Source organism: Streptomyces sp. RK9 (assembly GCF_045070545.1).
Taxonomy (GTDB): Bacteria; Actinomycetota; Actinomycetes; order Streptomycetales; family Streptomycetaceae; genus Streptomyces; species Streptomyces alboflavus.
The window spans coordinates 421,449-447,764 of record NZ_CP173704.1; the positions used below are offsets into that span (position 1 = coordinate 421,449).

At 73.8% G+C, this 26,316-nt stretch carries 21 protein-coding genes and 1 pseudogene; 9 read left to right on the forward strand and 13 right to left on the reverse strand.

Annotation, left to right across the window (positions count from 1 at the left end):
- The first annotated feature begins 396 nt into the window (after positions 1–396).
- Together AB6L24_RS21960 and AB6L24_RS21965 are read left to right on the forward strand one after the other, a co-directional pair.
- Positions 397–924 (forward strand): MepB family protein, encoded by a 528-nt coding sequence (locus AB6L24_RS21960; protein ID WP_405657631.1) that lies wholly within the window; start codon positions 397–399, stop codon positions 922–924.
- A 102-nt stretch (positions 925–1,026) separates the two neighbouring features.
- Entirely contained in the window at positions 1,027–1,839 is an 813-nt protein-coding gene (locus AB6L24_RS21965) for a flavin reductase family protein (RefSeq protein WP_405657632.1), read from the forward strand.
- A gap of 87 nt (positions 1,840–1,926) precedes the next feature.
- Here AB6L24_RS21965 and AB6L24_RS21970 read toward each other — a convergent pair whose 3' ends face one another.
- Positions 1,927–3,324, reverse strand: a complete 1,398-nt coding sequence (locus AB6L24_RS21970; protein ID WP_405657633.1) for an MFS transporter — start codon at positions 3,322–3,324, stop codon at positions 1,927–1,929.
- Between the two features lie 60 nt (positions 3,325–3,384).
- Here AB6L24_RS21970 and AB6L24_RS21975 point away from each other — a divergent pair, with 60 nt between their 5' ends.
- Both AB6L24_RS21975 and AB6L24_RS21980 read left to right on the forward strand, forming a co-directional pair.
- Complete coding sequence (locus tag AB6L24_RS21975) at positions 3,385–4,422, forward strand: GlxA family transcriptional regulator (RefSeq protein WP_405657634.1); 1,038 nt, start codon at positions 3,385–3,387, stop codon at positions 4,420–4,422.
- Between the two features lie 61 nt (positions 4,423–4,483).
- Entirely contained in the window at positions 4,484–5,056 is a 573-nt protein-coding gene (locus tag AB6L24_RS21980; RefSeq protein ID WP_405657636.1) for a GNAT family N-acetyltransferase, read from the forward strand.
- A 71-nt stretch (positions 5,057–5,127) separates the two neighbouring features.
- Here the strand turns inward: AB6L24_RS21980 and AB6L24_RS21985 are convergent, their stop codons facing one another.
- From AB6L24_RS21985 to AB6L24_RS22000, 4 genes and pseudogenes are all read right to left on the reverse strand, one after another.
- Entirely contained in the window at positions 5,128–6,336 is a 1,209-nt protein-coding gene (locus AB6L24_RS21985; protein ID WP_405657637.1) for an MFS transporter, read from the reverse strand.
- Positions 6,337–6,427: 91 nt separating this feature from the next.
- On the reverse strand, positions 6,428–7,477 hold the full coding sequence (locus AB6L24_RS21990; protein ID WP_405657638.1) for a Zn-dependent alcohol dehydrogenase: 1,050 nt from the start codon (positions 7,475–7,477) through the stop codon (positions 6,428–6,430).
- Positions 7,474–8,769: an acyl-CoA dehydrogenase family protein gene (locus AB6L24_RS21995; RefSeq protein ID WP_405657639.1), complete on the reverse strand. Its 1,296-nt coding sequence runs from the start codon at positions 8,767–8,769 to the stop codon at positions 7,474–7,476. Before AB6L24_RS21995 ends, AB6L24_RS21990 begins: the two co-directional genes overlap by 4 nt.
- Positions 8,770–8,981: 212 nt before the next feature.
- Positions 8,982–9,890: pseudogene (locus tag AB6L24_RS22000) on the reverse strand (SDR family NAD(P)-dependent oxidoreductase); the annotation flags it as partial.
- A 137-nt stretch (positions 9,891–10,027) separates the two neighbouring features.
- On the opposite strand from AB6L24_RS22000, the gene AB6L24_RS22005 reads away from it, so the two are divergent.
- The gene (locus AB6L24_RS22005; RefSeq protein WP_405663224.1) at positions 10,028–10,972 is read left to right on the forward strand and encodes a cyclase family protein; all 945 of its coding nucleotides are present in this window, start codon (positions 10,028–10,030) and stop codon (positions 10,970–10,972) included.
- Between the two features lie 507 nt (positions 10,973–11,479).
- Here the strand turns inward: AB6L24_RS22005 and AB6L24_RS22010 are convergent.
- From AB6L24_RS22010 to AB6L24_RS22020, 3 genes are all read right to left on the reverse strand, one after another.
- The gene (locus tag AB6L24_RS22010) at positions 11,480–11,950 is read right to left on the reverse strand and encodes an ATP-binding protein (protein ID WP_078619323.1); all 471 of its coding nucleotides are present in this window, start codon (positions 11,948–11,950) and stop codon (positions 11,480–11,482) included.
- Positions 11,951–12,416: 466 nt separating this feature from the next.
- On the reverse strand, positions 12,417–13,310 hold the full coding sequence (locus AB6L24_RS22015) for an acyl-CoA dehydrogenase family protein (protein WP_405657641.1): 894 nt from the start codon (positions 13,308–13,310) through the stop codon (positions 12,417–12,419).
- 7 nt (positions 13,311–13,317) lie between these two features.
- Positions 13,318–14,460, reverse strand: coding sequence for an acyl-CoA dehydrogenase family protein (locus AB6L24_RS22020; protein ID WP_405657642.1), 1,143 nt, complete (start codon positions 14,458–14,460; stop codon positions 13,318–13,320).
- A gap of 158 nt (positions 14,461–14,618) precedes the next feature.
- Here AB6L24_RS22020 and AB6L24_RS22025 point away from each other — a divergent pair, with 158 nt between their 5' ends.
- The gene (locus tag AB6L24_RS22025) at positions 14,619–16,172 is read left to right on the forward strand and encodes a class I adenylate-forming enzyme family protein (protein ID WP_405657643.1); all 1,554 of its coding nucleotides are present in this window, start codon (positions 14,619–14,621) and stop codon (positions 16,170–16,172) included.
- A gap of 24 nt (positions 16,173–16,196) precedes the next feature.
- On the opposite strand, the gene AB6L24_RS22030 is transcribed toward AB6L24_RS22025, so the two are convergent.
- Together AB6L24_RS22030 and AB6L24_RS22035 are read right to left on the reverse strand one after the other, a co-directional pair.
- Positions 16,197–16,694, reverse strand: a complete 498-nt coding sequence (locus tag AB6L24_RS22030; RefSeq protein WP_380846072.1) for an EF-hand domain-containing protein — start codon at positions 16,692–16,694, stop codon at positions 16,197–16,199.
- 306 nt (positions 16,695–17,000) lie between these two features.
- Positions 17,001–17,375 carry an STAS domain-containing protein gene (locus AB6L24_RS22035; RefSeq protein WP_405657644.1) on the reverse strand — a complete coding sequence of 125 codons (375 nt, stop codon included), beginning with the start codon at positions 17,373–17,375 and terminating at the stop codon, positions 17,001–17,003.
- Positions 17,376–17,689: 314 nt separating this feature from the next.
- Here AB6L24_RS22035 and AB6L24_RS22040 point away from each other — a divergent pair, with 314 nt between their 5' ends.
- Positions 17,690–18,283, forward strand: coding sequence for a sigma-70 family RNA polymerase sigma factor (locus AB6L24_RS22040; protein ID WP_405657645.1), 594 nt, complete (start codon positions 17,690–17,692; stop codon positions 18,281–18,283).
- 461 nt (positions 18,284–18,744) lie between these two features.
- Entirely contained in the window at positions 18,745–20,004 is a 1,260-nt protein-coding gene (locus AB6L24_RS22045) for a zf-HC2 domain-containing protein (RefSeq protein WP_405663226.1), read from the forward strand.
- 299 nt (positions 20,005–20,303) lie between these two features.
- Here AB6L24_RS22045 and purU read toward each other — a convergent pair whose 3' ends face one another.
- On the reverse strand, positions 20,304–21,197 hold the full coding sequence (gene purU, locus AB6L24_RS22050) for a formyltetrahydrofolate deformylase (RefSeq protein WP_405657646.1): 894 nt from the start codon (positions 21,195–21,197) through the stop codon (positions 20,304–20,306).
- Between the two features lie 109 nt (positions 21,198–21,306).
- A complete protein-coding gene (locus tag AB6L24_RS22055) occupies positions 21,307–21,807 on the reverse strand; it encodes an SCO4402 family protein (RefSeq protein WP_078619351.1) in 501 nt (166 codons plus the stop codon).
- A 118-nt stretch (positions 21,808–21,925) separates the two neighbouring features.
- Here AB6L24_RS22055 and AB6L24_RS22060 point away from each other — a divergent pair, with 118 nt between their 5' ends.
- Positions 21,926–23,350: an ABC transporter substrate-binding protein gene (locus AB6L24_RS22060; protein ID WP_405657647.1), complete on the forward strand. Its 1,425-nt coding sequence runs from the start codon at positions 21,926–21,928 to the stop codon at positions 23,348–23,350.
- Between the two features lie 104 nt (positions 23,351–23,454).
- Here AB6L24_RS22060 and AB6L24_RS22065 read toward each other — a convergent pair whose 3' ends face one another.
- Positions 23,455–26,097, reverse strand: coding sequence for a hypothetical protein (locus AB6L24_RS22065; RefSeq protein WP_405657648.1), 2,643 nt, complete (start codon positions 26,095–26,097; stop codon positions 23,455–23,457).
- Positions 26,098–26,316: the final 219 nt, after the last annotated feature.

The following is a 26,316-nucleotide window of genomic DNA, read 5'->3' on the forward strand; positions in this document are numbered from 1 at the left end:
GCCGCAGGTCGCGGCCTGTGGTCCCCGCGCGTGCGGGGGTGGTCCCTGCCCGGCGGACTGGAACGTCCCGGCCTCGTTGTGGTCCCCGCGCGTGCGGGGGTGGTCCCGCGGCGATGTACCGCCAGTGCGGGTGCGTGCCGTGGTCCCCGCGCATGCGGGGGTGGTCCCCCGACGCAGATGATGACGGCCAGGAGCGGCTTGTGGTCCCCGCGCGTGCGGGGGTGGTCCCGCAGAGAGACGCAGGGGCGTTCGGGTCAAGAGGTGGTCCCCGCGCGTGCGGGGGGTGGTCCCGCATGGACGGCTCCCGCATCGAGTCGACCGTCGTGGCCCCCGCGCGCGGGAAGGGCAGCCCCGCCACCAAACGGCCCCTGCAAAGCAAGCTGCCAGGATGGACGAATGCCAGCGAAACCCGGGGACCCGGCTCCCGTCCACGACGACCTCCTCGCCGCCAAGGCTCTCGTCTACGACCCCCTCGGCCTCACCTGCTCCCAACCGGCGCCCGAGGCGGAGAGCGCCGAATACGGAGCGCACTCCTTCACGTTGGACGGGCTCGCCGTGCGGTTCCGTGTCGCCAAGACCACGCCCACCAAGGTCGGCCAGTTCGTCACCGTGTGGCAGCGGTCCGAGGCCGGGCCCATCCAGCCCTTCGACGACGCCGACCCCGTCGATCTGTTCGTCGTCAGCAGCCGGGACGGCGGGCGCTTCGGGCAGTTCGTGTTCCCCCGGGACGTGCTGCGCGAGCGCGGCATCGTGTCCAAGGGGGGCGTGGGTGGGAAGCGGGGCTTTCGCGTTTATCCACCGTGGGTCGTCACTACCAGCCGTCAGGCTGAGCGTACTCAGGGGTGGCAACTGGAGTGGTTCCTGGCGGTGCCCGAGGAGGGCGGCCTCGACGTCGGGCGGGCTCGGAGGCTGTACCACCCGTGAGCATGGAGGGGGCGGTTCCGCGCGGGGCTCGGTTCTGCGCAGCTTCAGGGCTGCGGGCTGTGGGGGTTCCTATCTGACGGAGCGTCAGGTTCAATGGCAAGCATGATGGGACACGCAGGGATGGCCGCCACCGTCGTCCGCTACCTCCGGTCCGTCGGCGCCCCGACCACCGCCGCCCAGCCGGTCGAGGCCCTGCCCCGGCCGCATCTTCGGGCCGTCCGCGAGGACGAGCGCGCGCCGGTCGACGCGGCCGAATTCCGGCGGGTGCTCGGGCACTTCGCGACCGGGGTGACCGTGGTGACCGCTCCGGCGACTCCGGAACCCCCGGCACCCCCGTCGTCCGCAGCGGCCCCGGTGAACCCCGCAGCAACCACCGCGGCGACCGAAACCCCGTCGGCCCCGGCCGGCTCGGCAATGGCGACCGTGGCAACTGAAGCTCCCTCGGCCCCTTCAGCGCCCCCGGCCCCGCCGACCCCGGAGGGCCCCGCCGGCTTCGCCTGCCAGTCCTTCGCCTCCCTCTCCCTCGACCCGCCCCTCGTCTCCTTCATGGTCGCCCGCACCTCCACCACCTGGCCCCGCATCGCCCGCGCGGGCGTCTTCTGCGTGAACGTCCTGGGGGCCGGGCAGGGCGACCTGTGCCGCGCCTTCGCCGTCAGCGGGGCGGACAAGTTCGCGGGGGTCGACTACGACGCCGCCCCCGTCACCGGATCCCCCCGGCTCGCCGGCGCCCCGGCCTGGATCGACTGTGTCGTGCACGCCGTCCACACCGGCGGCGACCACCTCATCGTCGTCGGCCGGGTGGAAGCCCTCGGCACGGGTGAGGGGCAAGCCGGAGGGGACGCCGAGGGGGCCGCCGCGCCCCTCCTCTTCCACCGCGGCGCCTTCGGCGAGTTCACCCCGCACGCGGCGAAGTAGGCACACGGGGCACAGGCAAGCAGGCACGAGCAGGCACGAGCAGGCACGAGAAAGCACGAGCAGGCAGGCACAGGCAAGCAGCCGCCCTCACGCCGCCAGCTCCGCCTCCCCGACCCCCCGCCTCCGAATCACCAGCACCATCAGCGCCGCCGCCGCACACAGCGCCCCCGACGCGTACCAGACCACGTCGTAGCTCCCGAAGACGTCCCGCGCCACCCCGCCCAGGAACGCCACCACCGCCGCGCCCACCTGGTGCGATGCCAGGACCCAGCCGAAGACGATCGCGCTGTCCTCGCCGTAGTGCTCGCGGCACAGCGCCAGCGTCGGCGGGACCGTGGCGACCCAGTCGAGGCCGTAGAAGATGATGAAGAAGACCATCGGCGGGTGCACGGTCGGCGCGAGCAGCATCGGCAGGAAGAGCAGGGAGATGCCGCGCAGGCCGTAGTACACCGCGAGGAGGCGGCGGGACTCGAAGCGGTCCGTCAGCCAGCCGGAGGCGATCGTGCCGATCACGTCGAAGATCCCGATGACCGCCAGCAGCGAGGCCGCCGCCGTGATCTGCATGCCGTGGTCGTGCGCCGACGGTACGAAGTGCGTGCGGATCAGGCCGTTCGTCGAGGCGCCGCAGATCGCGAACGAGCCCGCCAGGAGCCAGAAGGGGCCCGTCCTCGCCGCGTCCGCGAGCACCCGCAGCGTCCGCCGCGCCGCCCCCCGCGTCGGCTCCGGTTTCGGCGTGAACTCCCCTCCGTACGGGGCGAGTCCGACGTCCGCCGGATGGTCCCGCAGCAGCAGCCACACGAACGGCACCACGACCAGCGCCGCCAGCGCGACCGTCACCGACGCCGGGCGCCACCCGTGCTCGTCCACGATCCACGCGCACAGCGGCAGGAACACCAGCTGGCCGGAGGCCCCCGCCGCCGTCAGGATGCCCGTCACCAGACCGCGCCGCGCCACGAACCAGCGGTTGGTGACCGTCGCCGAGAACGCCAGCGCCATCGATCCGGTGCCGAGGCCGACGAGCAGGCCCCAGTAGAGCATCAGCTGCCAGCTCGCCGTCATCCATACGCTGAGCAGCGCGCCCGCCGTGACCAGGCTCAGCGCCGTCACCACGACCTTGCGGATGCCGAAGCGGTCCATCAGCGCGGCGGCGAACGGCGCGGTCAGGCCGTACAGCGCCATGTCGATCGAGACCGCGAAGCCGATCTCGCCGCGCGACCAGTCGAACTCCTCGTGCAGCGGGTCGATGAGCAGGCCCGGCAGGGAGTTGAAGGCGGCGCCGCCGATGATCGTCACGAAGGCGACGGCGGCGACGAACCAGGCTCGGTGGATCCGGAACCTCCGCCGGGTGCCGCCACCGCCACCGCCGCCGTCACGCTCCCGCGGCTGCGGCGGCTGCGGCGACTTCGACAGCTCGGGCCCGTCCGTCCGCTCCACGCCAGTGGTCCGCACCCGCGGATCGGTTGTCTCGTTCACGTCACACAGCATCCGCAGTCGCGCCCACCGCCATCGAGTGGCCCGAAGGACAGCATTCGCTAGGATCGGGCCATGACCAAGGCCAAGGTCCAGGAGCAGGGCGCGCCCGCGCGGCCCGCGCGGGCGCGGCGCCACCGCGTCGTCGTCCTCGCCCTCGACGGCGTCATCCCCTTCGAGCTGGGCATTCCGCAGCGCATCTTCGGCCGGGCGCGGAACGCCGCGGGCGAGCGCCTCTACGACGTCGTGACCTGCTCCGTCCGGCCGCCGGGCCCCGTCCGCACGGACGCGGACTACGCGATCCTCGTCGAGCACGGCCCCGAGGCGCTGGCCGAGGCGGACACCCTCGTCGTATCCGCCTCGTACGAGCTGGGGCCCGTGTACGAGCACGGCCGCCTCACCGACGAGCTGGCCGCCGCCCTCGCCCGGCTGCGGCCCGGCGCCCGCCTCGTCTCCATCTGCACCGGCGGCTACGTCCTCGCCGCCGCGGGCTGGCTGGACGGGCGGCCCGCGACCACGCACTGGTCGTCGGCGGACCACTTCCAGCGTCTCTTCCCGCGGATCAAGGTCGACGCGGACGTGCTGTTCATCGACGACGGCGACGTGCTGACCTCGGCGGGGGTCGCTGCGGGCATCGATCTGTGCCTGCATCTGGTACGCCGTGACCACGGCACCGCCGTCGCCAACGAGGTGGCCCGGCGCACCGTCGTACCGCCGCACCGCGACGGCGGACAGGCCCAGTACATCCAACGGCCGGTCCCCGAGCCCCAGTTGGCGACGACCACCAGGGCGCGGGCGTGGGCGCTCGGGCGGCTGGACGAGCCGATCCAGCTGCGGGACATGGCCGAGCAGGAGGCGATGTCCGTGCGCACCTTCACGCGGCGCTTCCGCGAGGAGGTCGGGGTCAGCCCCGGGCAGTGGCTGACCCGGCAGCGGGTGGAGCGGGCGCGGCACCTCCTGGAGGACAGCGACCTGTCGGTCGACCAGGTCGCGCGGGACGCCGGGTTCGGTACGGCGCAGTCGATGCGGCAGCACTTGCAGGCGGCGCTCGGGGTGACGCCGACGGCGTACCGGCGTACGTTCCGGGCGGAGGACGCGCGCCAGGGCTCCTGACGGGGCGCCCGTCGACAATGGGCGCGCGGAACACGGACGATTCACGGGGAGGGTGCCGAGCATGTTCGCGATATCCCTGGGTGCCGACGGTGCGGAGCTGCGCCCGTTGGAGCCCTGGCAGGCCGAGGAGTTCCTGGCCCACATCGACCGGGGGCGGGAGTTCATCGGGCGGCACAACGGCCTGCCGGACGTCGTCCACGACCTGGCCTCCAGCCGGGCCTACCTCCAGGCGTACGCCGACAAGGCCGCCGCCGACACCGGCCGGATCTGCGGCATCCACCTGGACGGGCAGTTGGTCGGCGCGGTCATCCTGCGCACCATGGACGTGGTCCACGGCATCGCCGAGGCGGGCTGCTGGCTGGAGCCCGCGGCGGCCGGCAAGGGCCTGGTGACCCGGGCCGCCCGCACCCTCATCGACTGGGCCGTCGAGCACCGCGGCATCCACCGCGTGGACTGGTGGGTCTCCTCGGCCAACGCCCCCAGCATCGCCGTCGCCCGCCGCCTCGGCATGACCCGCGACGGCGTGCTCCGCGAGAGCCATCTGTACCGGGGGCAGCGGCACGACGAGGAGATCTGGTCGGTCCTGGCCCCGGAGTGGCGGGCGGCCAAGTCGGCGGCGGCGTCTGCGGGTTGAGCCCAGGGCCTTGCACGGGCGAGGGTGCGTGCCGCGTGTGCAGGGGTGGCCCCGCCTCTGCGCCTCCACGCTCAGGCGGAGCGACCGGCCCTCGCCCTCGCAGGCTCGTCGTCGGACCGCACAGGCCCCGGCCGCACCTCCGCCAGCGTCCCCACCAACGTCAGGACCACCGTCAACGCGACCCCCGCCAGGATCGCCGTCGACGGAGTCGTGACGCTGAGGAGGCCCCCGGCCATGGACCCGCTGACGGCGTACCCCGCCCCCACCGCCGCGTACATCAGTGAATAGCCCGCCGCGAGCGCGCTCGGGGGCAGGACCTCGCGCAGGGTCAGGTTGCGGGTGAGCATCGAGCCCGCCTGGAGGAAACCGGCGCAGGCCAGGCCGACGGCCAGCCAGGCGGCGGTGGGCAGGACGGCGACGGCGGCGAGGCAGCCGCTCACGCCGAGCATGCACACCAGGCTCTGCGTCCGAAGGCGGCCGGGCCACCTCCGCAGCCCGTACACGAACGAACCCGCCGCCGAGCTCACCGCGAGCCCGGCCAGCAGCGGCCCCGACATGCCGACGGATATCGCGCGCTGCTCCAGGAGCGCGGGCAGCACCAGCTCCGCGAGCGCGAGCAGCGACAGGCCCGCCGCCCCCGTCACGTACACCGGCCAGGCGCGCGCCATGATGCGCAGCATCGGCTCGCCGTCCCGGTCGGACTCGTCCGCCTTCCAGCCTGCGGGCAGCAGCCAGAGCCCGGCCACGGAGAGCCCCATCAGGGCGGCGGCCAGGAGCAGCGGCAGGCCGGGCGCCACACCGAGCGCGAGGCCCGTGACGGCCGCGGGCGCGATCGCCCATATGCCGAAGATCAGGACGGACTCGGCGGACATGGCCTGCGCCACGGCCCGCTCGGGCACCAGGCTGTTGAGGATCGCGCGCAGCCCGCCGGGCGCCGCGCCGGGCGCACCGCCCGCCACGAACGCGCAGGCCGCGAGCACCACGGCGGGCGCGTCCGGCAGCGCGCCGAGCACCGCGAAGCCCACCGCGCCCACACCGAGGCCGACGGCCAGCTGCGGTCGCGCCCGCTCGGGCCGCATCCGCATCCCCAGGAGCGCCGCCCCCACGATCTCGCCGACCACGTACACCGCGGCCAGGATCGCGCCCAGCGCGTACCCGCCCTCGCGCTCGCGCACCAGGAACACCACGGCGAGCGGCGCCATGGCCACGGGCATCCGGGCGCCCACGGCCACGACGGCCCAGACGAGGGTCCCCCGCGACACGATCTCGCGATAGCTCATGCGTACGAAGGTAGGTCACCCCACTGACATCGCCCCACGCCTTTTCCCGGGAGGGTGAGAGGTCCGGAACTCAGAAGCGGTGAGGGCCGGTTCAGAACACCAGCACCCCTCGCGCCACCTTCCCCGCCTCCGCGTCCCGCCGCGCCTCCGCGAACTCCTCCACCGGATACGTCCGCGTCACCAGCTCGTCCAGGAGCAGCCGCCCGGACAGATACAGGTCGGCGTACAGCGCGAAGTCCCGCTGCGGGCGCGCCGAGCCGTAGCGGCAGCCGAGGATCGACTTGTCCAGGAACAGGGACGAGACGAGGAACGACGCCTCGGCCGTGGCGGGCGGCACGCCGAGCAGGACGGCCTGGCCGTGCCGGTCGAGGAGGTCGACGGCCTGGCGGATCAGCTCGACGCGGCCGACACACTCGAAGGCGTGGTCGGCGCCGTTCGGCAGGATGTCCGGCACGCCCTCCGCCGACGACAAGAAGTGCGTGGCGCCGAACTGCCGTGCCACCGCCTCCTTCTCGGGGTTGGCGTCGACGGCGACGACGGTCGTGGCCCCGGCGATGCGCGCGCCCTGGAGGACGTTGAGGCCGATGCCGCCCGTGCCGATGACGACGACGGAGTCCCCGTACGCGACCCGCGCGCGGTTGAGCGCGGCGCCGACGCCGGTGACGACGCCGCAGCCGATGAGGGCGGCCGAGGTCAGCGGGATCTCCTTGGGGATGCGGACGGCCTGCACGGCCTTGACGAGGGTGCGTTCGGCGAACGCCGAGTTCGCGGCGAACTGGTAGAGCGGCTCGCCCGCGCGCGAGAACGGCTGCTGGGGCATGCCGATGGCCTTGCGGCACATGGTGGGGCGGCCCCGGTGGCACTGCGCGCAGGCCCCGCAGTTGGCGATGGTGGACAGGGCCACGTGGTCGCCGGGCGTGACGTGCGCGACCCCGGCGCCGACCGCCTCGACGACGCCCGCGCCCTCGTGCCCGAGGACCACGGGCGGCGGGAACGGGATGGTGCCGTCGATCACCGACAGGTCGCTGTGGCACAGCCCGGCCGCCGCGACGGCGACCAGGACCTCCCCGGGCCCCGGGTCGCGTATCTCCAGGTCGTCGACGACCTCGACCCGCGCCCCGTCGAACACCACGCCTCTCATGGCGTACCCCTCACCGGCCCCTTGGCCTCTCTCGGCAGTCCGAGCACCCGCTCGGCGATGATGTTCCGCTGGATCTCGTCCGAGCCGCCGTAGATCGTGTCGGCGCGCGAGAACAGGAACAGGCGCTGGAGCGCGTCCAGTTCGTACGGGGACCGCGCGCTCCAGTCCGCGGGCCCGACGGCGGCGGCCGTCCCGCGCACGGCCATCCCCAGCTCACCGAGACGCTGGTGCCAGCCGCCCCACAGCAGCTTCGCGACGCTGGGCGCACCCGCGACCCCGCCGCCGTCCCCCAGCGTCCGCAGCGCGTTCCACCGCATCACCCGCAGCTCCGCCCACTGCCGCACGAGCCGGTCCCGCAGCACCGGATCCGCCGCCGTCCCGGCCCGCAGGGCTTCCCGTACGACCCGGCCCAACTCCTCGGTGAAGCCGATCTGCTGGGCCAGCGTGGACACCCCGCGCTCGAAGCCGAGCAGCCCCATGGCGACCCGCCAGCCGTTGCCCTCGCCGCCGACGACGTGGGCGTCGCGCGCCCGCGCCCCGTCGAAGAACACCTCGTTGAACTCGCTCGTGCCGGTCAGCTGCCGGATCGGACGCACCTCGATGCGGCCGGGCTGGTCCATCGGCAGGAGCAGGAAGGACAGGCCGTGGTGGCGGCGCGATCCCGGCTCGGTGCGGGCCAGGACGAAGCACCAGTCCGCCTCGTGCGCGAGGGACGTCCAGATCTTCTGTCCGGTGATGCGGTACGTCCCGTCGGCGTCCCGCACGGCCGTGGTGCGCAGGCCCGCCAGGTCGGATCCGGCGCCGGGCTCGCTGTATCCCTGGCACCACAGGGTCTCGCCTCGGGCGATGGCCGGCAGGAACGCGTCCTGCTGCTCCTTGCTGCCGTGCGCGAGGAGGGTGGGCGCGAGCAGGTTCTCGCCGATGTGGCCGCAGCGACCCGGCGCGCGCACGCGCGCGTACTCCTCGGCCCAGACCACCTGTTGGGTCAGTGTGGCCCGCCGGATGCCGTACGCGGCCCGGTCGGCGCCCCGGTCCGTGTCCCGGCCCGTGTCTCGGCCCGTGTCTCGGCCCGTGTCCCGGTCGGCACTCCGGCCCGTGTCCCAGCCGATGCCGATCCACCCGCCACGCCCCAGCTCCCGCTCCCACGCCCGCCGCACGTCCCCGCGCTCGTGCTCGCTGCCGGGCCCACCGCGCCCCGCGGCCCCCGCGAACTCCCCGGTCAGCCGCTCCTGGAGCCACGCCCGCGCCTCCCGCCGGAACGCCTCGTCCGCGGCCCCGAACTCGAAGTCCACGGCGCGGCCTAGGCGTCGGGCCGGGAGGAGGACGCGGGGGCGGCACCGGGTCCGGCAGCGCCCGCACCCTGGCCGGAGGCCGAGGCGCCCACACCCTGGCCGGAGGCCGAGCCAGGAGCCGCGCCGGAGGGCGTACCGGCTACCGCGCCCCCATCCGCACCGGAGCCCGCGCCGGCACCCGCACCGTCCGGCCTGGCCCCCGGCGGAGCCCCCGCGTTGGGCCGCTCCTTGGCCGCCGCCGCCCGCGCCATCTCCTCCAGCTTCGTCAGGAGCGGCATCGGGTCCGTGCCGACCGTCCCGGGCAGGAACTCCGCGATCCGCTCCGGTGTCCAGCCGCCCTCGGCGTACCCGGCGCGCAGCTCGCGCGGCTGCGCCCAGACGGCGATCTTCGGGCCCGCGATCGTGTACACCTGGCCGGTGATGCGCTCCTGGCGCGCGCGGTCGCTGAGCAGGTAGACGACGAGCGCGGCGACGTCCTCGGGGTCGCCGATCTCCGTCAGCTCCATGGGGACGTTCGCGGACATCCGGGTGCGGGCGACGGGGGCTACGGCGTTGGCGGTGATGCCGTACTTGTGCAGGCCGAGGGCGGCGCTGCGGACCAGGGAGATGATGCCGCCCTTGGCGGCGCTGTAGTTGGCCTGGGAGACGGATCCCTGGTGGTTGCCGCTGGTGAAGCCGACGAGGGTGCCGTAGCCCTGCTTGCGCATGACGGCGGAGGCGGCCCTGAAGGCGGTGAAGGTGCCCTTCAGATGGGTGGCGAGGACGGGGTCCCACTCCTCCTCCGCCATGTTGAACAGCATGCGTTCGCGCAGGATCCCGGCGACGCACACGACGCCGTCGACGCGCCCGTAGCGGGCGAGCGCCACGTCCACGATCCGCTGGCCGCCCGCCATCGTGGAGATGTCGTCCGCGACGGCCACCGCGTCGCCGCCCGCCGCCTCGATCTCCTTGACGACGGCCGCGGCGACCTCGCTGGTGGGCTCGGCGCCCTCGACGGACACTCCGTAGTCGTTGACGACGACCTTCGCGCCCTCGGCCGCAGCGGCGAGCGCGACCGCCCTGCCGATGCCCCGTCCGGCGCCGGTGACGGCGACCACCTTGCCTGCCAAGAAGTTCCCCACACCGGCCCCTTCCCGCGGTTTCTGACGGACCGTTAGATTTTATGACCCGTCAGACACCGGAAGACAAGCCCCGGGGAGCACTCATGTCAGCGCCGTCCGACCCCGCGGCCGCCCCGGCCGCGCCATCCGCCCCGTCCATGCCGACGCCACCCGACCCGCCCCTGCCACCCGAGTTCCTCGACATCGCCGAGCGCGTCAACAACTGGGGCCGCTGGGGCGCCGACGACGAGATCGGCACCCTGAACCTGATCACCGACGCGGTGGTGCGCGCGGCGGCCGCGACGGTCCGCTCGGGCCGCCGGGTGCCGCTCGCGCTGCCGCTGCGCCGGGACGGCGTGCAGACCGGGTCGATCCCGGGCCGCGTCAATCCGCTGCACACGATGGTGCAGATCAACCAGCCGCTCTTCGGGCCCGGTTCGGTCGCGACGAGCGACGACACCGTCACGATGGGCCTGCAGGCGGCCACGCACTGGGACGCCCTGCCGCATGTCTCGCACTCGGGAGTGATCTACAACGGCCGCCCGGCGGACACGATCACCGCGCACGGGGGCGCCCGCTTCAGCGGCATCGGGACGGCCGCGTCCGTCGTGTCGCGCGGCGTCCTGCTCGACGTGGCTCGCGCCAAGGGCGTCGACCGGCTGCCCGCGGCGCACGCGGTGACGCCCGAAGACCTGGACGAGGCGGCGGAGTTCGGGGGCGTCACCGTCGGCGCCGGGGACGTCGTCCTCGTACGGACAGGGCACATCCGGGCGTATCTGGCGGGCGACCGGCGCCGTTACGGCTATCCGTCGCCGGGTCTCTCGGTGCGGACGCCGGAGTGGTTCCACGCGCGGGACGTGGCGGCCGTCGCCAACGACACGCTCACCTTCGAGATCTTCCCGCCGGAGATCGAGAACCTGTGGCTGCCCGTGCACGCCCTGGACCTGGTCGAGATGGGCATGCCGCAGGGGCAGAACTGGAATCTCGAAGAGTTGTCCACAGCCTGTGGAGAAGAGCGCCGCCACAGCTTCCTGCTGTCGGCGACCCCGGAGCCCTTCACGGGCGCGACGGGCGGACCGGTGGCACCGGTCGCGATCTTCTGAGTCGCCTGAGTCACCGGGCCCCGGGTCCGAGCATGGACCTTGGGGTCGGAGTTCGGGTGGCGGCGCGTCGGCGCCCGCCCCGAGCGCTGTACCGCGCGCCGCCATCCGGCTCCGGCGTACGAGCCCCCGCCCCCCTTCTGCCCTGAAGGAGCGCCACGCCGAATCACGACCCGCACCTCGCCAAGGACCGGGCCACAGGCGCCAGCGCCCCTCGGCGTCCCCTCGCGGCGAATCGCTGCACACCAGCGTGATCAATTGGTCACGGTACGTCAACACCGAGTCGGGGATTTATGGGGTTTGCGGCTTTTACCCCTGCCCGCGCACGGCCGCGCATCGGGGCACGGGACGGCGCATGCGACGACACACCGGGCGGCGCGGGTGCGCGGGGCGGCGGGCGGAGGCGGAGCGAGGCAGACGGGGAGCGGGGGCGGTCGGGGGTGACACGGCTGCGCCCCTGGGGTCACACGGGTTCGTACGTGGGGTCACGCGGCTTCCCGCGCGGGTGCGCTACACCGCTTCGTACGCGACGTCCTCGTGGGTGGTCCCGTCGAAGGTGACGGCGGGGGTGCCCGCCTCGCACCGGTCGACCTCGCACCAGATGCTCTTGCCGGTGCCCTCGTGCCGCCAGCCCCAGCGGTCGGCGAGCCCGTCGACCAGCTCCAGGCCGCGGCCGTTGGTGTCGTCGCCCTCGGCGTGCCGGGGGCGGGGCGGGCGGGTGCTGCGGTCGGCGACCTCGACGCGGACGGTGCCGGGCTCGTCGGCGGGGACTCCGGGGAGCAGCATGCGCAGGACCGCCGGACAGCCGGTGTGCACAACGGCGTTGGTGACCAGCTCCGAGATCAGCAGGATCAGCGTCTCCGCCACCGGCTCGTCGGCAGCTATGCCCGACCCGGCGAGCCGCGACCGGGCCCATCTGCGGGCCCGGCCCACTTCTGCGGGATCGGGACCGACTTCCAGCTGAACTTGAAGCACCTGCACCGCTCACACCATCCGAACCGGCGGACACATCGCCTCGCGACTCCACAAGGTCACAGAACGTGAAACCCTTGAGAGACAGCATGGTTGACGTTCAGTCACCCCAACAAGCGCTTCGGGCATATTCCAGCGCGAAGGAGTACGCGTGCGGCATACTGTGCGACGCGCGCCGCAGGGTGTCGAACAGGCGGGCGCTCGGCCTCGTCCTGCGCGGCGAGAGGAGCGCGTTACCAGGCACGGAGTTGCCTCAGGGGCAACACCGGCACAGCTCGGCCTCAGGACCTCTCGCATCTGACACAAGGTACCGGAGCCGGGCGCCGACTCCGCGTCGTGACGAGTCACGCCTAGGACACAACCCGATATCGACGCTCGGTGCGACGCTCAGTAGCCTTACCGCCTTTTCCCGGCCGCACAAGTCGATCATGACACCGGCCCCGTGGCGCACCCCCGTCCGCCCGCACCGGGCCCCTCACAGCGCCGCCGCCAGCGCCTCCTCGGCCTCCGCCGCGCCCCCGCCGAGCCCCGCCCGCACCCACGCCCGCTTCAGATGCAGATGGACGTCGGACTCCCAGGTGAACCCCATGCCACCGTGCGCTTGCAGACAGTCACGGGCGTTGCGCACGGCGGCGTCGTCGGCGAGCAGCCGGGCCCCGACGGCTTCGAGGGGGTCGCCGGTGACGGCGGCGGCGTACACGGCGACGCGGGCCAGCTCCGCGCGGACCAGCATGTCGGCGCACAGGTGCTGCACGGCCTGGAAGCGGCCGACTGGGCCGCCGAACTGTTCTCGCTGCCGGGCGTGTTGGACGGCGAGTTCGCCGGTGCGGACGGCGGAGCCGAGCTGTTCGGCGGCGCGGAGGAGGACGGCGCGGGGGTCCTGGGCCGCCCCGCCGGGCAGGTCCCGCGCGCCCCCGCCCGGCGCACGTTCCCGTACCCGGTGCAGGGGTGTCAGCGGATCGACGGACCGCACGGCCACCGCCCCCGCGGCCTCCCCCCGCACCACGTCGGCCGCCTCCAGCCACGGCACGAACGGCCCGTCGACCGCGGTGACGACCGTCTTGCCCTCGGCGGCGCCCGCGACCTCGCCGGCCGCGAGGAACGTCGCCACGGCGGGCCCGGGCAGCAGCACCCGGCCGGCCTCCTCGAAGGCCAACACGGCCTCGGGCAGGCCAAGTCCGACGCCGCCCGCGTCCTCGGGCAGGCAGAGCGCGAAGAACCCGGCGTCGCCGAGCGCCCGCCACAGCTCCCGGTCGAGGCGGGGCGCGTCGACGGCGGCCCGCAGCGCGTCCCGCCCGAACCGCCCTTCGAGCACGTCCCGCAGCCCGCGCCGCAACGCCCGCTGGTCCTCGCTGAGTTGGAAGTCCACGCGCCGCTCACCGGCCCTTCGGCAGGCCGAGGATCCGCTCGGCGACGATGTTCCGCTGGATCTGCGAGGTCCCGGCGGCGATGGTGTACGACAGCGAGGAGAGGCGCTCGCGCGTCCAGGCCTCGTCGAGGTCGAGGGCGCCGGGGCCGAGCACCTGGGCCGCCGTGTCGTACAGCTCCTGGCGGGCGTGCGAGTAGCGCAGCTTGAAGACGGAGCCGCCGACGCCGGGCACCCCGCCGGTCCGCTGGGCCTCGCTGACGTTCCACTGGGTGAGCCGCCACAGGGCGGCGAACTCGGCGCTGAGGCGCCCGAGGCCGCGCCGCAGCACCGGGTCGTCCCAGCGTCCGTTGGCGCGCGCCGCGCGGGCCAGTTCGCCGAGCAGCCTGCGGCAGGCCACGACCTCCCCCACGAAGGCCGTGCCCCGCTCGAACGACAGGGTCACCATGGTCACGCGCCACCCGTCGTTCTCGGCACCGACGCGATGCGCGACCGGCACCCGCACCTCGTCGAGGAACACCTCGGCGAACTCGGCGGAGCCCGCGAGGGTCCGCAGCGGGCGCACGGTGATCCCGGCGGCGTCCATGGGCAGCGCGAGCCAGGTGATGCCCCGGTGCTTGGGCACGTCCGCGCTCACGGGGGTGGTCCGCACCAGGAGTTCGCACCAGTCGGCGACCTCCGCGTGCGAGGTCCAGATCTTCGAACCGCTCACTACGTAGTCGTCGCCGTCCCTCCACGCGCGCGTGCGCAGCGACGCGAGGTCGGATCCGGCGTCCGGTTCGCTGAAGCCCTGGCACCACACCTCGTCGCCGCGCAGCATCGGCGGCAGCCACCGCTCGCGCTGCTCGGCGGTGCCTTCGGAGGCGATGGTGGGTCCGGCGTGCAGCAGGCCGACGAAGTTGGCGCCGACATAGGGGGCGCCCGCCTTCTCCGTCTCCTCCAGGAAGATCAGCCGCCGGGTCGGGGACGCGTCCCAGTGCACCTCTCCGTAGCCCGCGTCGTACAGCGTCCGCTGCCACGCGGTGTCGTACGCCCGCCGTCCCGGCCAGTCGTCGGGCGACGGCTTCCCGGGCAGCTTCGGCAGCACCTCGGCGAGCCAGGTCCGCAGCCCGGCCCGGAAGTCTTCCTCTTCCTCCGTGTACGTCAGGTCCATCGAGGTCCCCTCGCCCGACCATTTCTGACGGATCGTCAGCAGCAGGCTAGCCCCGCACCCCTGGACCGACAAGGAGTGGGGCTCTACGCTCACCGCACCATCTGACAACCCGTCAGAATCACTGTCCCGGGCACCACCGCGACCACGAGGGGGCCGCCGTGCACGACGACACCGCCCACGCCCTGAGCGCCTGCGGAACGCTCTGGGAGCTGATCGAACGCCGCGCCGCCCTCACCCCGGACGCACCCGCCCTGATCCAGGCCGCCGCCGACCCCGCCGCCGACCGCGTCCTCACCTTCGGCGGACTGCGGGACAGCTGCGAGCGGGTGGCGGCGGGCCTGTACGGGATGGGGGTGCGGCCCGGGACGGTCGTCGCCTGGCAGTTGCCGACGCGGATCGAGACCGCCGTCCTGTCCTTCGCGCTCGCCCGCGTCGGCGCCGTCCAGTCGCCCGTGATCCCCTTCTACCGGGACCGCGAGGTCGGCTTCGCGCTCCGGGAGTCGAAGGCCGCGTACTTCGCGGTGCCGGGCGTGTGGCGGGGCTTTGACCACACCGAACTCGCCCGACGGCTCGGCGCGCGCGGCGTGTTCACCGCCTACGACGACCTGCCCGAGGGCGACCCCGGCATCCTGCCCCCGCCGCCCACCGACGGCCGCGCGGTGCGCTGGATCTACTGGACCTCGGGGACGACGTCCGACCCCAAGGGCGTCCTGCACACCGACCGCTCCCTGATCGCGGGCGGCTCCTGCCTCGCGCACGCCCTGCGCCTCACCCCCGCCGACGTGGGCTCGATGGCCTTCCCCTTCGCGCACATCGCGGGCCCCGACTACACGGTGATGCTGCTCCTGTACGGCTTCCCGGCCGTCATGTTCGAGCACTTCGCGCTGCCGGACGCGCTGGCCGGCTACCGGCGGCACGGGGTGACGGTCGCGGGCGGCTCGACGGCGTTCTACTCGATGTTCCTGACCCAGCGGCGCGAGCGGCCCGCCGAACCGCTGATCCCCACGCTCCGCCTGCTCGCGGGCGGCGGCGCCCCCAAGCCACCCGACATCTACCACGCCGTCGTGACCGAACTCGGCTGCCAACTGACGCACGGCTACGGCATGACCGAAGTCCCGATGATCACGATGGGCGACCCCGACGACAGCGCCGAGCACCTGGCCACCACGGAGGGACGCCCGCCCGCCGGGATGGAGATCCGCATCACCGACGCCGACGGCAAGGAACTGCCGGCCGGCACCGACGGCGAGGTGCGGCTGCGCGGCGAGGCCGTCTGCGCGGGCTATCTGGACGCGGCCGCCACCCGGGCAGCCTTCGACGCGGACGGGTTCCTGATCACCGGAGACCTGGGGCACGTACGGGAGTCGGGGCACCTCGTGCTCACGGGCCGTGCCAAGGACATCATCATCCGCAAGGGCGAGAACATCTCCGCCAAGGAGATCGAGGACCTGTTGCACACCCACCCGGCGGTGGCCGACGTGGCCGTGATCGGCCTGCCGGACCCCGAGCGCGGCGAGCGGGTGTGCGCGGTCGTGGAACGGGCCCCGGACGCCCCCGCGTTGACGCTCCCGGAGGCCACCGCGTACCTGCGCGGGCAGGGCCTGTCCGTGCACAAGCTGCCGGAGCGCCTGGAGCTGGTGACGGCGCTGCCCCGCAACGAGGCGCTGAGGAAGGTCCTCAAGTACAAGTTGCGGGAGCGCTATGCCGAGTGACGCGGGGTCACGCGGGGTGACGAGCTACTCGGGAACCGTGAAGTACGAGGCGAAGGCGCTGACCACCTGGTCCTCGGTGACCGTGCCCAGGTCGGCGGAGGCCTGCGCGGCGACGCCCGGCTGCACGCCGAGGACCCGGAGGACCCGCTCGACCTCCGCGCCGGTGACCGACCCGTCGGCGTCGCCGTCCGCCAGGGCGATCAGCGCGTGCAGGAACGGCCGGGCGATCTCCGCGAACCGCGCGGGGTTGTCGCGAAGGCGCTTCACGGCGCCGCCCACGAACTCGTCCCGGGTGATCCGCTGGTCCCCGTCCCGGTCGGCGATGCCCGCCATGCCCTGCCAGAACGCCTCGGCCCCGATGTAGAGGGCCTGGCCCTTCTCGGACCGCGCCGTCACCCCGAACTCCGCGAGCAGCGCCTTGGCCGCCGTGCTGAAGTCCTCACGGGAGATGTAGCCGTTGCCGTCCTGGTCGAAGGTGGCGAAACGGGCCGCGATCCTGCGTTCGTACTCGGCACTGTCCATGGTCTTCGGGCCGCCTCACTTCTCATGCGGTTGGGGGGTTCGGCCGCCGCGAGCCGGAGCCTGGCGGCCGTACTACAGGTATCTGTCCAGGAGCGTACGACGCCGCCGCCCGCCGGGAGGCGGAAAAGCGACGCCTGTGCCAAGACCGCTGGAATTCCGGGACACAGGTGTGTCACGGGCGCGATCCCGACGCGGCGCGCGCCGGTCGGGGCATCCGCTCGGGACGGTTGTATCAGCATCGCGATCTTGACCGGGACGTGGGGCTCCGTTGCCCTCCGCTTGTCCTTCGATCCCGGTCGCGCGGGCCTACGCGGTCAGCGGCGCGGCGCTGTCGTCGACGGCCGACTCGGCGTCCGGATACACCTCGAAGAGGCGGCGTACGCCGAGGGCGGCGAGGACGCGGTTCACGTGCGAGCCGTCGACGGCTCCCTGGGCGGGCAGGATCAGGCGCAGCCGGCCGCGGCAGGAGCGCATCAGACGGCGCGTGGTGATCAGCACGCCGACGCCGCTGGAGTCGCAGAAGAACACGTCGGACAGGTCGAGCACCACACTGCGGCGGCCCTCGGCCACGGCGTCGTGCACACGCTGGCGCAGCACGGGTGACGCCAGGAGGTCCATCTCCCCCGACACCCGCAGCACGACCCAGTCGCCCTGCTCGCCCACGGCCACCTTCAGCGCCACGCGTCAGCCTCTCGTCCGTGGATCCGACTCTCGTCGATGTCGACCGATGCCGACTGATCCGGAAGCAGCTCCTTCGGTTCCTCTTTCGCGGCTGCCCCACGGCTCTTCCATGAAACACCAGAGCCCCACACGCCCCGGAAGCGGGCCGGTGACGATGGCCGAGTTCAATATCATCCACGGCGCCGCCGGGGCCCGTATTGCCGCAAAGAACGGGAAAGCGCGGGGAAAGGGCGGTGCGCTGTCAGTGCCGCCGACTACATTCGATGTAACGGTGAGGATGAGGACTTACGACGGCGAGCGCACGAGGGGGCCGCATGCCGAAGGACGCGCCGCGCCGCTGGGACCGCCGCATGCAGCAGCGCCTGGCGCACGGAGAGGCAGCCGCGCTCGGGGAGCTGTACGACCACTTCGCGTCGCTGGTGCACGGCCTCGCGCACCGCGTCCTCGGCGACGTGGCGGCGGCCGACCGCATCACGCGCGAGGTCTTCACACACGTCTGGGAGAACCCCGAGGCGTACGACCCCAAGCAGGGCCCGCTGCGCTCCTGGATCGCCATGCTCGCCCACCAGCAGGCCGTGCGCCGGCTGCGCAGGACCGAGTCCGCGGCGCTCGCCCGGGGCGGCGAGGGCACCACCGAGGACCTGGAGCGCACGGTCCGCCGCGCCTCCGCCGCCGCCCGCGCCGACTACATCGTCACGGCCATGCCCGCCCCGCTGCGCGCCGCCCTCGAGTTGGCCTATTTCCAGCGCCGGGACTATCGCCAGACCGCCGCGGACCTCGGCGTCACCGAGGACGAGGCCCGCCGCAGGCTCCGCCTCGGCCTCCAGCTCCTCTCCACCGCGCACGACACCGCGCCCACCGACGAGCCCACCGACACCGGAGCCCACGGCTACGGGAGAGCACTGTGACCAGGCCCGACCAGCCGGACCCGTACGAGGACGACAACACGGGCCGCCCGGACGGCGGGGAGCCCCCGGGCGCAGCGGGACGCACCGGCGGCGGCGCACCGCGCATACCCGCGCCGCGGGTGTCGGTGGAGGACGGCGGGGGACCGCTGCCGGAGGGGTGGGGGTCCCCTGGGCGGGGGGCCGGGGGTGGTTCGGTGGGGGCCGGGGCGGACCCGGAGGCCGACGCGAACTCCGACGCCGACGCGAGCTCGGAGGCCAGTGCCGACCCGGAGCCGGAGCCGGAGCTGCGGCCCGGGCGGGACGTGGGGCCGCAGAGCGGTGCGGGCATACCGGATTCGGGGGCGGAAGCGGGTTCGGGGGCCGGTGCCTCCGCGGAGTCAGGGGCGGACGTGCCGCCCGGGCGGGATGCTGGGCCGGAGGTCGGTCGGGGGGCGGGTTCGGGGGCGGAGGCTCGTCCGGATGTGAGTGTCCGGGATGGAGACGGCGCGGGTAGGGGCGCTGGGGTGGGTACGGGATCGGGAGCTGGGACGGGGGCGGGGGCCGCGTCGGACGGGGGTGTGGGTATGGGGGCGCGGGACGTCGACGGGTTCGACCATCACGTGTTGAAGTCGCTGCTCGGGGCCTGGGCGCTCGCCGCCTGCTCCGCCGAGGAGTCGGCGGCCGTCGAGGAGCACCTCGGCACCTGCGGGCCGTGCGCGGATGAGGCCCTGCGGCTGCGCGAGGCCGTCGGCCTGCTGCATCCCGAGGAGAGCCTCGACCTCGACCCCGGCCTGCGCACCCGCGTCCTGGAGAGCTGCCTGGGGCGGCGCCCACCGCGCATCCCGCTGCCCGAGTGGGCCGCTCCGTACGACGCCGAGACCGCACGGCTCGACGCGCTCCTCCAGGACATCGGGGACGCCGAGTGGCACGCGCCGGTGCGGCTGCGGTGGTTCGAGAACGACGGGCCCGTGAGCCGCAAGACGACGGTCGCCGGGGTGATCGCGCACCTCCTCGCCGTCGACGGCCTGGTCGGCACCGCGCTCGGCCTCCAGGACCCGCTCGGCGCGGAGGCCCCGCCGGTGCCGGACCCGACCCGGCGCACGGAGGCGTTCTGGCGGGCCTCGCACTTCCCGCCCACCCGTGCGGTGCGCGAGCCCTGGCGGGACCAGACGCACGAACTGATCCGGACCGTGTCCTTCGCGGGCGGCGGGTCCGGGCGGCTCGCCGTGGGGTACGGAACCGTGGACGACGCCGGTGGCGAGGACGGGCAGCGGGTCGAACTTCCGCTGCGGGACTCGATGGTGGAGCGGGCCTTCGAGTGCTGGATCCACGCGGAGGACATCGCCGAGGCGGTGGACTATCCCTACGAGCCGCCGTCGCCCCGGCATCTGCACCACATGATCGACCTGGCGGCCCGGATGCTGCCGACCACGCTTGCCGAGCGGCGGCGTTCCGGGCGGGCCGCGCCCTCGCGGGAGCTGGTCGCGGCGGGGGCGCCGGGGCGCAGCCTGCGCCTCGAGGTCGAGGGGGTCGGTGGCGGCGAATGGTTGATCCCGCTGGACTCGCCCGGGGCGAGCGGGTCGGCCGAGTCCGAGGTGGCGCACATCGCCCTGGACGGCGTGGAGTTCTGCCGCCTGGCGGCGGGGCATGTGGCGCCCGAGGAGGCGGCGGCCGGGCAGCTGGGAGACCGGGAGGCGATCCGGGACGTGCTGTTCGCGGCGGCGTCGTTGAGCCGGCTGTAGGGCGGGGGCGCCTCCGGCTCGTCCACGTCAAGGCCGACGTAAACGGTGCCGTAGGCCGGGGGCTGTGCCCACCCTTCCCCAAGCTCTCGGCTTCGCTCGAGCAGGGGAGACCCCTATCGCCCTGCGGGACGATTGCCCACAGCGGTGGGGGCGGGCGAGGATGTCCGCCCCCGGGTGACTGTGCGGCGCGAGGTAAACGGGTGGGCGGGTGGGGCGGGCCCCGCGCGCAGCGCGGGGAACCACCCACCGGCCCCGTCGACGCCGAACGACCGGACCCCGCGCCGGAGGTACAGCGGGGGCTAGGCGAAGACGACGGTGCGGTGGCCGTTGAGGAGGATGCGGTGCTCGGCGTGCCACTTCACGGCCCGCGCCAGCGCCTGGCACTCGACGTCCCGGCCGACAGCCACCAGCTGGTCGGGCGTGACCCCGTGCCCCACCCGCTCGACCTCCTGCTCGATGATCGGCCCCTCGTCGAGCTCGGCGGTCACATAGTGCGCGGTCGCCCCGATCAGCTTCACACCGCGCGCATGCGCCTGGTGATAGGGCCGCGCCCCCTTGAAGCTCGGCAGGAACGAGTGGTGGATGTTGATGATCCGCCCACTGAGCTGCTTGCACAGGTCGTCCGAGAGGACCTGCATGTACCGGGCGAGCACGACGAGCTCGACGTCCTCGTCCCGCACGACCTGCAACAGCCGCGCCTCCGCCTCGGCCTTGGTGTCCCGCGTCACCGGAATGTGGTGGAAGGGAACGTCGTAGGAGGCGGCCAGCTCGGCGAAGTCGGTGTGGTTGGAGACGACCGCCGCGATCTCGACGGGCAGCGCGCCGATGCGCGAGCGGAACAGCAGGTCGTTCAGGCAGTGCCCGAACTTCGACACGAGCAGGACGATCCGCATCTTCTGGTCGGCCCGGTGGAGCTGCCAGTCCATCTGGAAGGAGTCACCGATCGCCGCGAAGCTCGCGCGGAGCTTGTCGAGGGTGACGGGCGCCTCGGCCGAGAAGTGCACCCGCATGAAGAAGAGTCCGGTGTCGTGGTCGCCGAACTGCTGGCTGTCCTCGATGTTGCAGCCGGTCATGAAGAGGTAGCTCGACACGGCGTGCACGATGCCCTGTTTGTCGGGGCAGGAGAGGGTGAGGACGTACTGTTCGGCGCTGTCGGCGCGCTGGTCCCTTGCGACGGCGGACTGCTCGTTCATCCGCCCAGGGTCCCATACCCGGGGGCACCCCACGGACCGCCGCCGAACCCCCCACGGTCACCCCGGCCGCGTACGGGAACCCCCGAACCCGCCCGCGTACGCGAACCCCTCAGCCCGACCGCGTCAGGATCCGCAGGACCTCCAGCGTCCGCGGCGCCCCGTCCGGATCCTCCCCGTCCGCCGCCGCGAGCCGCACATGCGCGTCCCGCGCCGCCCGCACCGCGTCCGGCCAGCCGGGGTGGTCCAGATACACGGACACCGCCGCGTCCGCGCCGACCTCGTGCATGATGCGCAGCACCCGCAGCACGGCGGCGTCGACGAGCGCCGCCTCCTGGGAGTCCCGGAAGATCGTCCCGACGTACTTCTCCGCGGACCAGTTGTCCAGCCACGTGTCCTCGACCAGGCGGTACACGGCGTCGGTCACATCCCCGTACTCCTCGCGCCCGGCGAGCCAGCACTCACGCTGGAAGACCGGGTCGGAGAGCATGTGCAGCGCCGAGCGCACGTTGCTGCGCCAGCGCCACCACGGCATGTCGTTCGTTGGCATGCCGCCTATGGTCGTCGACCGACGGCCGCGACGGGAAGACTTCTCCGTTCCTTGCACGGTCATCGATCGTACGTTCCCACATCACCTGCGCGGTTACGGCCCCACCAGTTCACCCTCTGGTCACCAACCGTTGAATACGCGTCACTCCGCGGTTGGTCCGTTGCCGGAATCGTGCGTGTCCATGACCGCCTTGCGACGCGTCTTCCCTCCCCGCCCCGTCCAGACCGCGCCCCGAGCGCGAAAAGCGCTGTTCAGTGCGGTGGTCGTGACGGCGTGTGCGTCCCTGGCCGTCGGCTGTGGGGTCATCCCCGGTACCACGGGGGGTTCCGAGGATGACCCCGTCACGGTCATGACGTGGGCGCCGGAGCACACCCGGGCGACCAACAAGCCCGGCATGCCCGCGATGGCCAAGGCGTACGCCCGCTGGGTCAACGACACCGGCGGCCTCGACGGCCGCAAGCTCGAAGTCATCACCTGCAACGAGCGCAACAACCCGGTCGGCGCGGGCAACTGCGCCCGGCGGGCCGTGGAGGAGGACGTCGCCGCCGTCGTCGGCTCCTACAGCCAGCACGGCCGCGCGTTCTTCGGACCGCTCGAGTCGGCCGGCATCCCGTACATCGGTGGCTACGGCCTCACCGACGAGGAGTTCTCGAGCCCTCTGTCGTACCCCGTCAACGGCGGGCAGCCCGCGCTGCTCGCGGGCAACGGGCGGCAGCTCGCCGACGTCTGCGACCGCGTCTCGCTGGTGCGGCCGGACACCATAGCGGGCGACAACCTCTCCAAGCTCCTCGACTCCGGTCTCGCCCAGGGCAACCGCGCGGCGTCCGCCGACATCCGGGCGCCCGAGGACGGCACGGACTACACGGCGCAGGCCGAGCAGGCGCTGGACCGCGCGTCGGGCGGCGCGGGCTCGGGGTCCGGCTCGGGGTCCGGCTCCGGCTCCGGCTCCGGCTCCGGCTCCGGGTCGGACTCCGGCAGCAGCAGTGGCGGTGCCATCGGTACGCGGGACGCCGCCGCGCCCCGCGCGGGCGACAAGGAAGGCTGTGTCGCGGCGGCCCTCGGCGCCCGCACGGACACCTTCTTCGACTCGTTCCGGCGCACCGAGGACGCGTACCCGCCGGTGCGGACGGCCTCCGTGCTCGGCAGTGTCGACCAGTCGCTCGTCGACCGCACGGGCGGTGCGAACGGGCCGTACGAGGGGGCGTACGTCACCGGCTGGTACCCGGCCGCGAGCGACGCGCGCTGGTCGAAGATGCGTGAGGTCATCCGCGAGCACGCCTTCGGCGACAACCGGGTCGACGCGACGGACGCGGGCACCCAGACCACGTGGATCGCGTTCACCGTCCTGCGGCAGGCCGTCGAGTCCCTGAACGGCGACGCCGTCACCGCCCGCTCGCTGCGCCGCACCCTCGACCAGGGTCTGCGCGTGGACACCGGCGGGCTCACGCCGATGCTGCGCTGGCGCTTCGAGGACATGCTGGCGGCGGGCGACTACCCGCGTCTGGTGAACGCGGACGTCACCTTCCAGGTGGTGCGGGACGGCCGCCTGATCCTCGCCCGCAAGCAGTTCGTGAACGTGGCGAAGACCCTGGAGTCCGCCCGCTGAACCCACGAACGGCCGGTGGCCCCGATCTAGATCGGGGCCACCGGCCGTTCCACGTCTGCGTCCACTCCCCTACTGGCACGGGACTGGCACGGGACTGGCACGGGCTACAGCTGCGTCGGGCTCCGCTTGGTGAGCCCGTGCTGCGTCGCGATGGCGTTCCACAACGTCGCCGCCTGCTGCTTCGCGCGGGTCGCCTCGCCGCTGGCGCGGTTGCCCGCGGCCGAGTGGTTGGTCTGGCGGGCGTGGCCCTTGCGGCAGCCCTTCTTGCGGGCGACCTGGTCGGCCCACGCGGCGTAGTGGTTGTCGGCGGACGCGGACGCCTTCCACGCCTTGTTCAGCTCGGTGGTCAGGCGCTGGTTCGAGGGCAGCTTGTCGACGGTGAGGCCGGAGAGCCTGCCGACGAGGCCGTTGCGCTGCTTGGCGGCGTCCCGCAGGTCGGTGGCGGCCTTCCCCAGGTTGTCGCACCTGCCGACGTCGCGGACGGCGCCGATCACCGACTCGCGGCTGTTGTTGCTGTCCGCGAGGAGCTTGTCCAGGGCGACGGCCTGCTTCTTGGCGGGGTCGGCGCTCGGCGACGGCTTCTTGGACTCCTCGTCGCCCGCAGACGCGGTCGCGGCGAGCGGCTCGTTGTCGTCCTTCTTGTCGTCGTCGCCCCCACCGGAGAGCATCGCGCCCGCGCCGACGCCGAGCACGGCGATGGCGACGCCGACGGCCACGAGGAGCGGCATCTTGGAGCCGGTACGCCCCCGGCCCGCGCGCCCGGGCACGGGCTCCGGCTCGGCCGCGGGGCCCGGGGCGGGCGCGGCGGCGGCCGCCTGGAAGCGCGGCATCTGCTGGGTGGACGCGGGGCCCTCGTCGGGCTCCGGCTCCCGGCGGAAGAGGCTGTCGAACTCGGCGGGCGGCTGCCGGTCGCCCGGCGCACCGGGGCGCACGCCGTACGCGGCGTTGGCGGCGGCGGGCGGGCCGCCGTCCGTGATCGGCGCGATGAACTGGGTGGGCGCGTTGTCGTCCGGCGCGGCGGGCGCACCCGGCATGACGTCGGCGGCACGGCCCAGGAACTGGGTGGAGCCGTCGGCGGGCATCTCCGGCGGCAGCGCGCCCGGGGAGGCGGGGCCGCCGATGGGGGAGATGAACTGGGTGGCCTCGGCGTCGGGCCCGCTGGGCGCCGCCGAGGGCGCCGCGTGCCGCCCGCCCCCGTTCACGGCGGACGGCGTCCCGTATCCGCCGCCGTCGTGCGGCCCGGCGCCCCGCCCTGCCTGCCCTGCCGGTCCTGCCGGTCCTGCCTGTCCTGCCGACGGGAGCGGCATGCCGCCCGACCCTGCGGGCGGCAGGTGCGCGGGGGCTTGCCCACCGTACGAGCCACCGGGCAACTCGTGCCCCTGCGCGGGGGCGTGACCGGCGGGGGGAAGGCCCTGGTGGGCGCCCTGGCCCAGGAACTGGGTCTGGCCATGGGCCTGCGCCTGTCCGGGGAGCGGGGTCTGTGCCTGGCCCTGGCCGTGGAAGTGGGCCTGCGCCTGGCCTTGGAGGGGGGCTTGGCCCGGAAGCGAGCCCTGGCCGGGGAGTGGGGCCTGCCCCGGAAGCGGGGCCTGGCCCTGGGGCTGCGCCTGGCCCGAGAACTGTGCCTGGCCCGGGAGCGAGGCCTGGCCCTGGGGCTGCGCCTGGCCCGGGAACTGTGCCTGGCCCGGGAGCGAGGCCTGGCCCTGAGGTGAGGCCTGGCCTGCAAGCGAGCCCTGACCTGGAAGCGGGCTCTGGCCCGGAAGCGGGGCCTGGCCCTGGAACTGGCCCTGACCCGCGAGCGAGGCCTGGTCCTGGAACGGCGCCTGGTCCGGCAGCGAGCCCTCGCCCGGGAACTGGCCCTGCGCCTGGCCCGCGAGCGAGCCCTGGTCATGAGGTGAGCCTTGACCCGGCAGCGGGCTCTGGCCCGGGAACTGGCCCTGGCCCTGGCCCTGTATCTGACCCGGCAGCGAGCCCTGGCCCTGGCCCTGGAGAGGAGCCTGACCCGGCAGCGAGCCCTGGCCCTGACCCTGGAGGGGAGCCTGACCCGGCAGCGAGCCCTGGCCCTGACCCTGGAGAGGAGCCTGACCCGGCAGCGAGCCCTGGCCCTGGCCCTGGCCCTGGCCCTGGAGGGGAGCCTGGCCCGGCAGCGAGCCCTGGTCCGGAAGCGGGGCCTGGCCCGAGAACTGGTCGTACCCCTGACCCTGCCCCGGTCCCTGGCCGTATCCCTGTCGCGGTCCCTGGCCCTGGGGCGGCATGGGTCCGCTCTCGGCGGGTATCGGGCCCTGGCCGGGTATTCGACCCGAGTCCTGTCCGGGCATCGGGCCGGGCCCCTGCGCGGGCATCGCGCCCGCTCCCGGCGCGTACCCCTGCCCCGCCCCCTCGGGCGGCAGCGGGGATCCGTACGACCCGCCGTACGAAGCGCCCTCGTACGAAGCAGCGGTCGGCGGCGTCGCGGGCGGCAGTGGTGTGCCCTCCGGCGGCAGCGGCATCCCGGCGCCGGTCGGCGCAGGTGCGGCGGGCTCCTGGGGTGCGCCCCAGGACTGGCCCGCGCCCGGTGCGGGGGCCGCGGTGTCGGGGCCCCAGGGCTCGCCCCAGGGGCTGCCGACCGGTGGGGCGGCGTGGTCGCCGGTGGTGCCCGGCATCAGCGGCTCGCTGCCGTCCGCGGGCAGCACGATGCCCTCGTGCGCGTGCCGCGCCGCGGGTTGCTGCGGTTCGGAGGAAGCAGCGCCTTGCCCGCTCTGCTGCGTCACCGGGACTCCTACGAATGGGGGACCTTCGGAACGTCGGCTCACGCTACCGGGTCCCCGTGGCGCTCGGCCACGCAGCTCAGAGCGCGCCGGACGCCACCCCTGACGCAGGCGTCACAGAAGTAACAGAAGTCGTACGACAGACGCTGTTGAAGGGGGCGTGCGTCCCGGCGCAGGACTCCCTGCGCCCCTTTCACGCCACACGCCCCCCGACAGGCCGTC

Excerpts from the sequence above, each read along its gene's own strand:
- AB6L24_RS21960 (WP_405657631.1), top strand. The coding sequence starts at position 397 with ATGCCAGCGAAACCCGGGGACCCGGCTCCCGTCCACGACGACCTCCTC.
- AB6L24_RS21965 (WP_405657632.1), top strand. The coding sequence starts at position 1,027 with ATGATGGGACACGCAGGGATGGCCGCCACCGTCGTCCGCTACCTCCGG.
- AB6L24_RS21970 (WP_405657633.1), bottom strand. The coding sequence starts at position 3,324 with ATGCTGTGTGACGTGAACGAGACAACCGATCCGCGGGTGCGGACCACT.
- AB6L24_RS21975 (WP_405657634.1), top strand. The coding sequence starts at position 3,385 with ATGACCAAGGCCAAGGTCCAGGAGCAGGGCGCGCCCGCGCGGCCCGCG.
- AB6L24_RS21980 (WP_405657636.1), top strand. The coding sequence starts at position 4,484 with ATGTTCGCGATATCCCTGGGTGCCGACGGTGCGGAGCTGCGCCCGTTG.
- AB6L24_RS21985 (WP_405657637.1), bottom strand. The coding sequence starts at position 6,336 with ATGAGCTATCGCGAGATCGTGTCGCGGGGGACCCTCGTCTGGGCCGTC.
- AB6L24_RS21990 (WP_405657638.1), bottom strand. The coding sequence starts at position 7,477 with ATGAGAGGCGTGGTGTTCGACGGGGCGCGGGTCGAGGTCGTCGACGAC.
- AB6L24_RS22005 (WP_405663224.1), top strand. The coding sequence starts at position 10,028 with ATGCCGACGCCACCCGACCCGCCCCTGCCACCCGAGTTCCTCGACATC.
- AB6L24_RS22020 (WP_405657642.1), bottom strand. The coding sequence starts at position 14,460 with ATGGACCTGACGTACACGGAGGAAGAGGAAGACTTCCGGGCCGGGCTG.
- AB6L24_RS22030 (WP_380846072.1), bottom strand. The coding sequence starts at position 16,694 with ATGGACAGTGCCGAGTACGAACGCAGGATCGCGGCCCGTTTCGCCACC.
- AB6L24_RS22040 (WP_405657645.1), top strand. The coding sequence starts at position 17,690 with ATGCCGAAGGACGCGCCGCGCCGCTGGGACCGCCGCATGCAGCAGCGC.
- purU (WP_405657646.1), bottom strand. The coding sequence starts at position 21,197 with ATGAACGAGCAGTCCGCCGTCGCAAGGGACCAGCGCGCCGACAGCGCC.
- AB6L24_RS22055 (WP_078619351.1), bottom strand. The coding sequence starts at position 21,807 with ATGACCGTGCAAGGAACGGAGAAGTCTTCCCGTCGCGGCCGTCGGTCG.
- AB6L24_RS22060 (WP_405657647.1), top strand. The coding sequence starts at position 21,926 with ATGACCGCCTTGCGACGCGTCTTCCCTCCCCGCCCCGTCCAGACCGCG.